The following is an 11,688-nucleotide window of genomic DNA, read 5'->3' as shown; positions in this document are numbered from 1 at the left end:
AAAACTAAAACCCTCCGACGCCCAGCCTCGCGATTCACCGGTGGCTCTGGGGGCCAGCGCGGCGGTGGCCGCTGGGTTCGAGCTGGAGGGTGGAATGATCCACATGGAAATGCTCGCGTAGGCAGGCTTTCGCTTCATCTAGTACCGCGTGCACATCGCGGTCGTTCCAGATGTCGTCGCGCACCGTGACGTGGGCGGAGAGAGCGAGCACCCCGCTCGTGATGGTCCAGGCGTGCAGATCATGCACTTCGATCACCCCCGGGATCGCGGCCAAGTGGGTGCGGATCTGCTCGGTGTCGATGCCGCGCGGGGTCGCCTCAAGCAAGACCTCGACCACGTCGCGGAGCAGGCTGAGGGCCCGCGGCAGAATGAGCAAAGCGATAAGGATCGAAGCGGCCTGATCCACCCACATCAGGCCCGTGACCCAAATAATGAGCGCCGCAGCGATGACCGCAATTGAGCCGAGGAGATCGCCGAGCACCTCAAGATAGGCGCCGCGCACGTTCAGACTCTCGCGCTGTCCACGCTGCAGCATGAGCAGGGAGATCAGGTTCGCTACGGCTCCGATAACCGCGGCAATAAGCATGATGCCGGGATTGACCTCGACCGGCTGGCCCAAGCGTCGCAGCGCCTCGACGAGTACCACGATTGATACCACGCACAGGATTAGGCCGTTGATGAGTGCCGCAAGCACCTCGACCCGCAGGTATCCGAAAGTGCGAGCGGCGGTTGCGGGCAGGGTCGCGAGGAAGCTGGCGCCGAGTGCGATGGCTACCCCGGCCGAGTCGGTCAGCATGTGAGCCGCATCGGCGAGCAGCGAGAGTGAACCTGAGAGCACCGAGCCGACCACCTGTACGCCCGCCACCGAGAGGGTCACCAACAGCACGAGGGCAAGACGACGACGGTAGAAGGCGGTCGCGGTCTTCGGCGCGCCCGCGTGCTCCGCCACATAGGTGCCGGCGTGGGCGTGGCCGCGGCGGCCCGCCGGATGCTTGGGAGCCTCCGGGTGGTCGATGCTGAAACCGGATGCGCACGCGGGGGAGTCGGCTGGCCCCTGCACGGGCTGTTCCTCGTCGCCGGTCACATCGGCCAACTCAGGAACTTGGCGTCGACTCGTTGGAGGCACTCCGGAACCGCCGGAGCAGCAGACTGTTGCCCACCACGAACACGCTCGAGAACGCCATCGCAGCGCCCGCGATCATTGGGTTCAGGAGGCCCAGCGCAGCGAGCGGAATCGCCGCTACGTTGTAGGCGAAAGCCCAGAACAGGTTGCCCTTGATCGTGCGAAGGGTGCGACGCGAGAGGCGGATCGCGTCGCTCGCGCTCCGCAAGTCTCCGCGCACCAGGGTGATGTCGGCTGCCTCGATGGCCGCGTCGGTGCCCGTGCCCATCGCCATGCCGAGATCCGCCTGTGCGAGCGCGGCCGCGTCGTTCACCCCGTCGCCGACCATCGCCACCACGCGACCCTCTGCCTGGAGTGCCTTGATTACGTCGACCTTGTCGCCCGGCAGCACTTCCGCGGTGACCCGCGAGATCCCGACCTCGCTAGCGATCTGCTCAGCGACCACGCGATTGTCGCCAGTAAGCAGCATCGGCTCCAGCCCCAATGCCTGAAATTGGCGGATCGCCTCAGCGCTCGAGGGCTTCACTGTGTCGGCAACCGCGACGACCCCACGCATGCGCCCGTCCCAGGCGGCGATGACGGCAGTCTTCCCTTCGTGCTCGAGGCGTTCCTTTGTCGCCATAAGCTCGGGGTCTTCCAGGATCGCCCACTCGGTGAGAAGCGACGCCCGGCCGACGAGCACCGGAGTGCCGTCGACGACGCCGGTGACTCCCGTGCCTGCGACGTTGCGGAACGATTCGACGGGGGGCAGATCCACTCGGGAAATCTGGAGTTGTTTGGCTGCCCCAAGGGCAATGGCCTGCGCGATGGGGTGCTCGGATGCGAGCTCGAGCGCGCCGACCAGACGCAGCAGTTCAGTTCGATCCACACTCATCGCGGGCAGTACATCGGTGAGGGTCATCTTGCCGCTCGTCACGGTGCCGGTCTTGTCGAGCACAATCGTGTCGACGCGCCTGGTCGATTCGAGCACCTCGGGGCCCTTGATGAGGATGCCGAGCTGTGCGCCTCGGCCCGTGCCGACGAGAAGCGCGGTCGGGGTCGCTAGGCCCAGGGCGCAGGGGCAAGCGATGATGAGCACCGCAACCGCTGCGGTGAACGCGCTCGCCGCGGGGTTGCCGAGCAGGATCCAGACGACGAGGGTTACGATCGCGAGGCCGATAACAATGGGCACGAAGACGCCCGAAATGCGGTCGGCGAGGCGTTGCACCTCGGCCTTGCCCGACTGAGCGTCTTCGACGAGTTTCGCCATTTGCGCGAGCTGGGTGTCGCTGCCTACGCGTGTCGCCCGCACGACGATGCGGCCACTCGTGCTCACGGTGCCGCCCGTGACCGCGTCGCCGGGCGCCGCCTCAACCGGTACTGACTCGCCCGTGAGCATTGAGGCGTCGATCGCTGTGTGCCCCTCGGCGATCACGCCGTCGGTGGCAATCTTCTCGCCTGGGCGCGCGGTGAAATAGTCGCCCACGCGGAGATCTTCAATGGGGAGGCGTTCGCCGACTCGAGGAAAGGCCAGTCCTGTCCGTGCCTCTGCGCGTCCAGTCACCGTCGTGGGTGTCTCGCCCGCCTCGCCCGTCTCGGCCGTCTCGCCCGTCTCGCCCGCCGTTGCTGCCACTGCCTCCGAGGAGCCCCGCTGCACCACCTCCACGTCCTTGGCACCCAGCTCGAGCAACGCCCGAAGGGCGGCACCCGCCGTCCGCTTCGATCGCTTCTCGAAGTAGCGTCCGGCCACCAGAAACATGGTGACCCCGGCGGCGACCTCAAGGTAGATGTTGCCCGCGCCGTCACTGGGGCGCACAGTCAGCTCGAAGGCGTGAGTCATTCCGGGCATCCCCGCGTGCCCGAAGAACAGGGCATACAGCGACCACAGGAAGGCAGCGCTGACCCCCACCGAGACGAGGGTATCCATGGTGGTGGCGCCGTGCCGGAGGTTGATCCACGCGGCTCGGTGGAACGGCCAGGCCGCCCACACGACCACTGGCGCGGTGAGCGTGAGCACTGCCCACTGCCAGTAGGTGAACTGCAGAGCCGGGATCATCGAGATGAGAATTACCGGCACCGACAGCCAGATCGAGCCGATGAGCCGCTGCCGCAGGGAGGCGAGTTCGGGATCTCGTGGGGTGCGGGGGTCACCCTCCACATGAGTTGACAGAAGATGTCGTTTACCAGCGTTGTTTGCGACATCTACTGTCACCTTGCGGGGGGCGGGTGCTTTCGGAGCGGGCAGGTGGGCGGTGTAACCGGTCTTCTTGACCTCGGCGACGAGGAGCTGGGGGTCGAAGCCCGTGGGCACGCGCACGCGTGCTTTCTCGGTGGCGTAGTTCACCGCAGCCTCGACGCCGTCGAGTTTGTTCAGCTTCTTCTCGATGCGCAGCGCGCATGAGGCGCAGGTCATGCCGCCGATCTCGAGCTCGTAGCTCGTGGGCGGAGTCGGGATCGGTGCGGGTGCGGCTGCGGGTGCGGGTGCCACGGTGGGCCTTCGTTCTCTGAGTGCGGGTGGTGTGGTGCTGGGGCGTTACCGGTCGGGTGGACGGTTTCGCGAGCTTCGGCTGGCACCAAGGTCGCGAAGTTGTCCACTGCGTGCGGGGCTGCGGGGCTGCGGGGCTGCAGGGCTGAGGGTCTGCGGGACAGCGGGGCTGCGGGGCCGTGGGGCCGTGGGGCCGTGGGGCCACAGGGCAGCGGGGTGGATCAGGCCCGTTCGGCGGCGTACCCAGCCTCGTCGACCGCGGCGAGCACCGCGGAGTCGTCGACGTGGGAGTCGCCCGTCACGGTGAGGTGACCGGTCTTCGCGTCGACCTCAATTCCCGTCACCCCAGCAACCTGACCCACCTCTTCCCGGACGGCCTGCTCGCAGTGGCCACAGGTCATTCCGGTGACGATGTATTCGGTGGTTGCCATGGGGTGCTCCGTTCAGTCGTTTAGGTCTATTTCTCGTCGGGTGCCCTCGGCTGGGGATCTCGTGCGCGATGCATCCAGTCTCTCGCGTATGCGAGAGGATCCACATACCCGCCGGGGGTACCTATCGGCTGCAACGCCAACTCGTGTATCCATATTCCCTCTTTCGAGCGGACGAGCGAGGGGTCCGCCGGTAGGCTCCTGCGTGTGGACGCACTCACTGTGAATGAAAACGGGGCGATCGACGCGCTTGAGGCCGCGATCGCCAGGTTCACCGGACTGCTCTCACAGACGAGCGGAGAAGAAGAGGTTCCGACCTGTCCGGGTTGGAACGTTCGCGACCTCGTTATTCACCTCGGCACGATTCATCGTTGGGCCGCCGCCATCGTGCTCAGTGGTCAGATGGCACGCAAGCCCCGCCCCGTCGTTCACGGGGGGCTATCTGGTTGGTACTCGGGCACGGGTACAGCGCTCGTTGCCGCGCTGAGAGCGGTCGAGCCAAACGAGCCTGTTCCGAACTTCGACACGATCGATGAGACTGCGGCTTTTTGGATCCGCCGTCAACTGCATGAAGTTATTGTGCACACCTGCGATCTCGCGAGGGCATGTGCCAAGGCCGAACCGGAGTTGCCTGCCGAGCTCGCCGCCGACGGCATCGAGGAGGTGCTGACGGTCTTCTTTCGCCGACTGGTGTCAAATGGGTCACCGCCTGATGTGCGGGAGAACATCCGCATCACTGCAAGAGATATAGGCTCCACCTGGGTTGTGGGCCCAGGAGAGACACCCGAGTTGCTCACCACGGGTGCCGCGGCAGACGCGACGATTGAGGGCACTGCTCAAGATCTCTACTTCGCCCTGTGGGGTCGTACCCCAATTGACAGACTCCACATTCAAGGTGAGGCCGCACGAGCACTTCTCGAGGGTCCGACCAGCCTCTAGCTTTACTCATGGGGACACGAATGGTCGTGGGGACCGCCGTGGAGCGCAGAACGTGTCCCCTTGTGCTGTGCGACGACCGGCCCGCGAGGGGATCTCACCTGAGGTACGGTCGAAGGATGGAAAATGCCTCGCTGCGCATCGCCTTTGTGGTGCTGCACACCTCGCCGCTCGACGAGCCCGGCACCAAAGACGCGGGTGGCATGAACGTCGTGATTCGCGCGCAGGCCGCTGAGCTGGCGCGCCTCGGGCACGAGGTGCAGATCGTCACGCGTCGCAGCTCGCCTGAGCTCCCCGCTGAGGTCGCTCTTGCTCCCGGCCTCACGGTGCATCACCTCGATGCGGGGCCCGCGCGGCTGCTTGCAAAGGGGGAGCACGAGGTGCTGATTGCGCCGTTCGGCGAGGCGCTGGCTGCACACCTGGTGGATCACCCTGCCGATCTCCTCCACGCCGAACACTGGTATTCAGGCCTTGCGGCCCTGCCAGTCGCGCGATCCACAGGTGTGCCATTGGTGCAGAGCTACCACAGCATCGCTGCCCCCGAGGCGACTCCGCTGACCGAGGGGGAACGACCCGAGGCGCCCGGCAGGCTCGCCGGCGAGCAGCTCTTGGCACGCGAGGCCGACCTGGTCGTCACAGTCAGTCGGGCCGAGCGGGCGACGGTGCTCGAACGGCTGGGCGGCGATCCCGCGCGTGTGCGGGTAGTTGAGCCCGGTGTTGATACCGAGGTGTTTCGACCCTGCACCGATCGCGAGCGCGCAGAGGGCAGCGAGTGGATCGCGCACGGCGGTCTGCCCGAGGTGCTCGTCGCGGGCAGGCTGCACCCGCTGAAGGGGTTCGACTTGGCCATCGCGGCCGTGGCGACAATCGCGCCCGAGCGGCGCCCGTCGCTGCGCATCGTGGGGGCGCCGCCGCCCGATGGCGATGCCTATGTGCGGCTGCTGCATCTGGCGGTGGCGGACGCTGGGATGCTCGCCACGACCTCCTTCGACGGGGCACTGCACCGTGGCGTGCTTGCCGAGCGGCTGCGGCACGCAACCCTGGTGCTGATTCCCTCGCACTCCGAGACGTTTGGGCTCGTAGCGCTTGAGGCCGCAGCCTCGGGGGTGCCCGTGCTAGCGCGCGCGGCGGGCGGGCTGCGTGAGGCCGTGCTCGATGGTGAGACCGGGCTGCTCATCGACAGCGACGAACCGCGCGTGTGGGCAGCTGAGATCGACGCGCTGCTTCGCGACCACGATCGCATCGACCGGCTGGGCCGCGCAGCCCGCGCGAGCGCCCTCACTCGCTCCTGGCGTGCCTCGACCGAAGCCCTCATCGCGGTCTACCGAGAGCTTCTCGCGGGGGATTGAAGGGCAGCTTGATCCCTCGCCGATCCATCCGCGACGGATTTTCCGTCGCTCCCGCCAGACCCGGCCAGGCTCGGGGCTCAGAAGCTGCATTTCAATCTCGAGAAGTGAACGCTCTTCCACCGCTCGCGGTCCGCGCCGGGAGCGGATCCATCAGTTGCTCGGCAAGTTGCAAGAGCTGCGCCTCGCTTCCCGGACGACCGATGAGCTGCACGCCCATGGGGAGGCCGGTGGCGGTCCAATGGGTCGGTGCGGTGGCCGCGGGGTGGCCGGCAACGTTGACCATCGAGGTCTGCGGTGCCCACTGGCACTGCAACCGGTAGTCGCCCTCCGGCCCGCGGGCGGTGAAAGCCCCGAGCGCTGGCGGCAGGGTGGCGAGTGCCGGTGTGAGCACCACGTCGTACTGTGCCCACTGCCGGGACGCGCTCGCCGCAAATGAGCGGAGGCCCTCTACGGCTGCGCCGAGCGCCTCGGGGGAGGTGCGACGCGCGCGTTCGAGGAACATGCGCGCGAGGTCCCCGAGCAACGCCTCGGCACCCGGCGCAAAATTGATACGCCCGAGCCCCGCGGTCCACACAGTCGTGAAGGCTTCCGGGTACTGCGGTTCGTAGTGGATCGCCGCCGCCTCGACGTGGTGTCCGGCTGCCTCGAGCGCCGTGGTCGCGGCCGCGACGGCCGCGTGTGCCTCGGCCGAGAAACCGATCTCGATCCACTCCTCAAAGGGCGAGGCGAGGCTCACTCCGACACGCAGGCCGCGCAGCTCCTCCGCGCGGTTCACTGCGGCGAGGGTCGGCTCGCCGCGCCCTCCCAGAATCGCGTCGAGGAACAGCGCCGCGTCGCGTGCAGTGCGCGCGATCGGGCCGGAGACGCCCATCGTCGGTGCCCCCGCAGGGTCTGTTGCGCCGCGGAGGCGATCCGCTGGCACCACCCCTCGCCCCGGCTTCAGCCCGACGAGACCGCAAGCCGCGGCGGGGATTCTGATCGATCCGCCCGCATCGCTGCCGATGGCCGCTGGGATGAGCCGAGCGGCAACAGCGGCTGCTGTGCCGCCGCTCGATCCACCCGCCGTCAGTGACGTGTCGAACGGGTTCGCAGCCGGCGGGGCCACCGCGTTTTCTGAGTATCCGGCGATGCCGAATTCGGGCACTTGGGTCTTGCCGATGGTAATCGCTCCGGCTGCGCGGACGGCAGTCGCGATCGGGTCGTCGGCCTGAGCAAGGCGGTGCGGCATGGCGCGCGAGCCGTGCGTGGTGACGAAGCCGCGCACGTCGATCAGGTCTTTGTGCGCGGTCGGAAGCCCGATGAGCGGCGGCAGGTCGTGGGGGGCGGTGGTGTGGATCCGCACATCCGCCCGGGCCGCGTCTGCGAGCGCGAGCTCTGCGTTCACGCTGACGAACGCACCAAGATCCGGGCGCTCTTCGACGCGCGCGAGAGCAGATTCAGCGAGTTCGGTGGCGGTGATCTCTCGGCGACGGAGCGCGTCACGTAGTTCAAGGGCGGTGGGTTCGGACACTGGCACGACTCCAGCGTAGGCTCAAGCGCCGACTTCGCCGGTTCGCGGCCCGCGTGCGTGGCTCAGTCGAACCCCTTGAGAGGGTGTAACCCGCCTGCGACGAGTACCTGGGGCAGGCCGCCGTGCGAGATCCACTGGCTGCCATCTGCGCGCTCGCGATTGACCTTGTTGCGAACTGTTCTCATTAGGGTTAGAGTGAGACTCGTTCTCATTTAGGCTGGCCGACGTGGCCACGTGAAAGGTTCCCCGTGAACACCGCAGATTCTCGCACCATCCGCCCGACTCGCCTGGGCGCGCTTACCGCCGTTTCGCTCGCCGCGGCTGCCGCACTCGCGCTCGCTGGCTGCACGAGCGGATCTGGCGACTCTGGCGCCGAAGGCGAGGCCGGCACTCTGCGCGTGGTGACCACCACCACGCAGCTCACCGATTTCGCAGGTCAGGTCGGTGGCGACGACATCACCCTCACCGGATTGCTCACAGCTGGCGCATCGGCTCATCACTTCGATCCCTCGCCAGCCGACCTGCTCGAACTCGGGCGTGCCGATGTGCTCATCGTGAACGGCGCAGGCCTCGAGACCTTTATTGACAGTGCGGTCGAGTCGTCAGGCTTCGATGGCACGATCATCGTCGCGGGCGATGGCATCGACCTACACGAGGCGGAGGAGATTACCGCAGAGGGGTTCGGCGGTGACCATGACCATGCGGCAGAGGCCGTCGATGATCATGACCACGATGGCGATGGTGAGTCCGATCATGCGGCGGAAGATCACACCACGGAGAGCCACGCCTCAGAGGCGACCGAGTCAGCTGAAGAATCGCACGACGGCCACGATCACGGCGACATTAACCCCCACCTGTGGACCTCGCCGCAGTATGCTGCCGACATGGTGAATGAGATCGCTGAGGGCCTCGGGGCTGCCGATCCCGAGCGCGCCGAGCTTTTCACCGAGAATGCCGCCGCTTACACCGAGCGCCTGTACGCACTCGACGAGTGGATTGCCGCCCAGTTCGACCGTGTACCCGAGGCGGACCGCGTGCTCGTGAGCGGCCACGACTCACTGCGCTACTACCTGCACGACTACGACATTGCGTTCGCAGGCTCGATCCTGCCGTCGTTCGAAGACAATGCCGAGCCGAGCGCGGCGCAGATCGATGAGCTCGTCGCGAGCATCACGGAAAACGGGGTGAAGGCCGTTTTTGTCGAGTCGTCGATGAGTCCGAAACTCGCGCAAACCATCGCTCAGGAGGCCGGGGTCACCGTGGTCGATGCGGAATCGCTCTACGCGGATTCACTTGGGGCATCAGGGAGTGGGGCCGAGACCTATATCGATGCCACGATTCACAACACTCGCCTGATTTTGGAAGCGTGGGGGGCGGCGCCCGATGAGCTGCCGTCGGTCCTGCAATGACCGACCCCGTCACCCCCGCCGTCGCCCTGCGTGGAGCCGCCTTCGGTTACGCGGGGCGCACGCGCGTTTCTGACCTGACACTCGATATTCCCAGTGGATCGGCCGTGGCGTTGATCGGGCCAAACGGATCGGGCAAGTCGACGCTGCTCCGCGGCATTCTCGGCCTCGCCGAGCTCACCGCCGGCGAGATCGAGGTGCTGGGCACCGACCCAGTGCGTGCCCGGAGACATATTGGCACCTTGCCACAGGCCGATAGCCGCGATGCCGAACTCCCCGTCACCCTCCGTCAGGTCGTGACTATGGGGCTGTATCGCAGCCTCGGTCCGTTTCGCCCGGTTGGGCGCGCGGGGCGCGCGGCCGTGGATCAGGCGCTCGACCGGGTCGGGCTGGCTTCTCTCGTGGGCCAGCGCTTCGGTGAGCTCTCGGGCGGGCAGCAGCAACGTGGCATTCTTGCCCGGGCGCTGGCCTCCGATCCACAATTACTGCTGCTTGACGAACCATTTAACGGGCTGGATCGCGAAAACCGCGACACGCTGCTCGAACTGGTCCGCGAGCTGCGCGCCGAGGGTCGCACTGTGATCGTGTCGACGCACGACCTCGAGATTGCGCAAGAGGCATGCACCCACGTGCTCCTGCTGGCCACCGGTCACAAACCGGGCCAGCCCGGCCATCCGGCCGCGTTCGGCCCGCTCGACGAGGCGCTCACGCTCGAGGCCGTGAAGCACGCATTCCAAGACACCACGGTTGAGCTGGACCAGCACACTGTCACCACCACCCGCGAGACGGAGTAGCCGTGGAGTTCGGCTTCTTCGAGGCGTTCCAGCTGCCGTTTATGGCGCGCGGGCTCGCCACAGTGATCGTGCTCTCGATCGCTGCCGGGGTGGTTGGCCTCGGAATCAGCCTGCGCGAGCTGGAGTTCGTGAGCGATGGGCTGGTGCACGCGGTGTTTCCTGGGCTCGTGGTGGGGGCCGCGATCGGAGGCACGGCCGGCCTGCTGCCCGGCGCGGTGATCGCGGCGCTCGCCGCTGCGGTGCTGTTCACGGTGCTCGAACGGCGCGGGGGCTTGGGGGCCGACGCGTCGATCGCGGTGGTGCTGACCGGTCTCTTCAGTCTCGGCGTGGTGCTGGTGTCGCGGCAGGAGGGGTACGTTTCGCAGCTGCAGGAACTGCTCTTCGGGCGCCTGCTCACGGTCACCGAGGCGCAGTTCTGGCAGACCGTGGTCGTCGCGATCGCGGCGGTTGCTGTGATGCTGCTCACGGCGCGAGCCCAGCTGTTTCGTGCGTTCGACCCGGAGGGATTTGAGGCCGCGGGCTTTCGCGCTTTGCGTACCGACCTCGCGCTGGGGGTCGCGGTCGCGCTGCTCGTCGTCGCCGGGGTGCAGGCGCTGGGGGTGCTCATGGTCATCGCGCTGCTGACGGTGCCGATGGCCGCCGCACGCCTGCTCACGCCGCGCTTCGCGCTGCTCGTACCGGTCGCGATCCTCGTACCGCTCGTCGCCGGTGTGCTCGGCCTGTGGCTGTCGTTTACCTGGTCGGTAGACGCGGGCGCGACCGTGTCTCCCGGTGCCGTGGTCGTGCTGTTGCTCGTCGCAATTTACGGCCTGGCCGCGATGGCCCGCTTCGCCTTCGCTGGTGGATCGCGAGGCCGCGCATGAGCTATTTCGCCCTCGCGGCACTCGAGATCACGCTGCTCGGCCTGCTCTCCGGGGTCGTCGGCACCCTGATCGTGCTTCGCCGCCGCTCGTTCTTCGCGGTCGCGCTCAGCCACGCGACGTTCCCCGGCGGCGTCGTCTTTGCCCTCGTCGGCTGGAACCTGCTCATCGGGCAGGCGCTCTTTGCGGGCCTCCTCGTCCTCATCATGACGTTGCTCGCTCGCATCCCGGGCCAGGGCAAGCAAGTCGCGAGTGGGGTCGTGTTGTCGTTCGGGTTTGCCCTCGGCACGCTCCTCGCCGCGCTGAACCCCGGGCTCGGGGTGCCGGTCGAGGCGCTCCTCGTGGGCTCTCCGCTCGCGGTGACGACCGCCGACGTCGCAGCCACCGCGGTGGTGCTGGTGCTCGCATTGCTCGTGATGCTCGTGGCCGGTCGCGGCGTGCTGCTGCACACCTTCGACCCGGTGGGGTTCGCCGCGGCGGGCTTCCGGACGTGGCCGGTCGAACTCGTAGTGACCGGCATCGTGGCGGCCGGGGTCGTGGTCGCGATGCCCGCGGTCGGTGCGATTCTCGGGGTGGCGATCCTCGTCGCACCTGCCGCGACCGCGCGCCTTCTGGCCCCGAACCTGTGGCTGATCCCGCCGATCGCGGCGCTCATTGGTGTCGCATCGGGTCTTGCCGGGCTCTGGCTATCACGCGAATTCGATGTGGCCGCGGGGGGTGCGATCGGGCTCGTCACCACCGGCGTCTTCCTGCTCGCCTTTGTGGCACAGTGGATCGCGGCGCGTACGCGCCGGCCGGTCACAAACGGGTAGCCTCAG

11 protein-coding genes are annotated in these 11,688 nt (G+C 67.4%); 6 read left to right on the top strand and 5 right to left on the bottom strand.

The annotated features are described in order from the left end of the window. Positions 1-34: 34 nt before the first annotated feature. The 3 genes from ACTNFJ_RS11165 to ACTNFJ_RS11155 form a co-directional block, all read right to left on the bottom strand. On the bottom strand, positions 35-949 hold the full coding sequence (locus tag ACTNFJ_RS11165; RefSeq protein WP_435906487.1) for a cation diffusion facilitator family transporter: 915 nt from the start codon (positions 947-949) through the stop codon (positions 35-37). A gap of 145 nt (positions 950-1,094) precedes the next feature. Beyond that, positions 1,095-3,515 (bottom strand): heavy metal translocating P-type ATPase, encoded by a 2,421-nt coding sequence (locus ACTNFJ_RS11160; protein WP_435906486.1) that lies wholly within the window; start codon positions 3,513-3,515, stop codon positions 1,095-1,097. A gap of 293 nt (positions 3,516-3,808) precedes the next feature. Further along, the gene (locus ACTNFJ_RS11155; protein ID WP_435906349.1) at positions 3,809-4,018 is read right to left on the bottom strand and encodes a heavy-metal-associated domain-containing protein; all 210 of its coding nucleotides are present in this window, start codon (positions 4,016-4,018) and stop codon (positions 3,809-3,811) included. A gap of 204 nt (positions 4,019-4,222) precedes the next feature. Between ACTNFJ_RS11155 and ACTNFJ_RS11150 the strand changes: the two genes are divergently transcribed. Together ACTNFJ_RS11150 and ACTNFJ_RS11145 are read left to right on the top strand one after the other, a co-directional pair. Next, positions 4,223-4,954, top strand: coding sequence for a maleylpyruvate isomerase family mycothiol-dependent enzyme (locus tag ACTNFJ_RS11150; RefSeq protein WP_435906348.1), 732 nt, complete (start codon positions 4,223-4,225; stop codon positions 4,952-4,954). A 116-nt stretch (positions 4,955-5,070) separates the two neighbouring features. Next, the gene (locus ACTNFJ_RS11145; protein ID WP_435906347.1) at positions 5,071-6,300 is read left to right on the top strand and encodes a glycosyltransferase; all 1,230 of its coding nucleotides are present in this window, start codon (positions 5,071-5,073) and stop codon (positions 6,298-6,300) included. A gap of 91 nt (positions 6,301-6,391) precedes the next feature. Here ACTNFJ_RS11145 and ACTNFJ_RS11140 read toward each other — a convergent pair whose 3' ends face one another. Both ACTNFJ_RS11140 and ACTNFJ_RS11135 read right to left on the bottom strand, forming a co-directional pair. After that, entirely contained in the window at positions 6,392-7,816 is a 1,425-nt protein-coding gene (locus ACTNFJ_RS11140; protein WP_435906346.1) for an amidase, read from the bottom strand. 56 nt (positions 7,817-7,872) lie between these two features. Next, positions 7,873-7,995: a hypothetical protein gene (locus tag ACTNFJ_RS11135; RefSeq protein WP_435906345.1), complete on the bottom strand. Its 123-nt coding sequence runs from the start codon at positions 7,993-7,995 to the stop codon at positions 7,873-7,875. Positions 7,996-8,058: 63 nt separating this feature from the next. Between ACTNFJ_RS11135 and ACTNFJ_RS11130 the strand changes: the two genes are divergently transcribed. Genes ACTNFJ_RS11130 through ACTNFJ_RS11115 form a run of 4 tightly spaced genes read left to right on the top strand, consistent with a single transcriptional unit; the run spans position 8,059 to position 11,682 of the window. Continuing rightward, positions 8,059-9,219: a metal ABC transporter substrate-binding protein gene (locus tag ACTNFJ_RS11130; RefSeq protein WP_435906344.1), complete on the top strand. Its 1,161-nt coding sequence runs from the start codon at positions 8,059-8,061 to the stop codon at positions 9,217-9,219. After that, positions 9,216-10,010 carry a metal ABC transporter ATP-binding protein gene (locus ACTNFJ_RS11125; RefSeq protein ID WP_435906343.1) on the top strand — a complete coding sequence of 265 codons (795 nt, stop codon included), beginning with the start codon at positions 9,216-9,218 and terminating at the stop codon, positions 10,008-10,010. Before ACTNFJ_RS11130 ends, ACTNFJ_RS11125 begins: the two co-directional genes overlap by 4 nt. Positions 10,011-10,012: 2 nt before the next feature. Beyond that, positions 10,013-10,873 carry a metal ABC transporter permease gene (locus tag ACTNFJ_RS11120; RefSeq protein WP_435906342.1) on the top strand — a complete coding sequence of 287 codons (861 nt, stop codon included), beginning with the start codon at positions 10,013-10,015 and terminating at the stop codon, positions 10,871-10,873. Then, the gene (locus ACTNFJ_RS11115; protein WP_435906341.1) at positions 10,870-11,682 is read left to right on the top strand and encodes a metal ABC transporter permease; all 813 of its coding nucleotides are present in this window, start codon (positions 10,870-10,872) and stop codon (positions 11,680-11,682) included. Before ACTNFJ_RS11120 ends, ACTNFJ_RS11115 begins: the two co-directional genes overlap by 4 nt. Positions 11,683-11,688 lie beyond the last annotated feature (6 nt).

The organism is Leucobacter shiyiweii, from assembly GCF_052446065.1.
Lineage (GTDB): Bacteria > Actinomycetota > Actinomycetes > Actinomycetales > Microbacteriaceae > Leucobacter.
This window is presented reverse-complemented; position numbering and strand designations above follow the sequence as displayed.

What these genes read in the sequence shown, in the direction of transcription:
- ACTNFJ_RS11160 (WP_435906486.1), bottom strand. Translation starts at nt 3,515, where the DNA reads ATGACCTGCGCCTCATGCGCGCTGCGCATCGAGAAGAAGCTGAACAAA.
- ACTNFJ_RS11155 (WP_435906349.1), bottom strand. Translation starts at nt 4,018, where the DNA reads ATGGCAACCACCGAATACATCGTCACCGGAATGACCTGTGGCCACTGC.
- ACTNFJ_RS11145 (WP_435906347.1), top strand. Translation starts at nt 5,071, where the DNA reads ATGGAAAATGCCTCGCTGCGCATCGCCTTTGTGGTGCTGCACACCTCG.
- ACTNFJ_RS11135 (WP_435906345.1), bottom strand. Translation starts at nt 7,995, where the DNA reads ATGAGAACAGTTCGCAACAAGGTCAATCGCGAGCGCGCAGATGGCAGC.
- ACTNFJ_RS11125 (WP_435906343.1), top strand. Translation starts at nt 9,216, where the DNA reads ATGACCGACCCCGTCACCCCCGCCGTCGCCCTGCGTGGAGCCGCCTTC.
- ACTNFJ_RS11115 (WP_435906341.1), top strand. Translation starts at nt 10,870, where the DNA reads ATGAGCTATTTCGCCCTCGCGGCACTCGAGATCACGCTGCTCGGCCTG.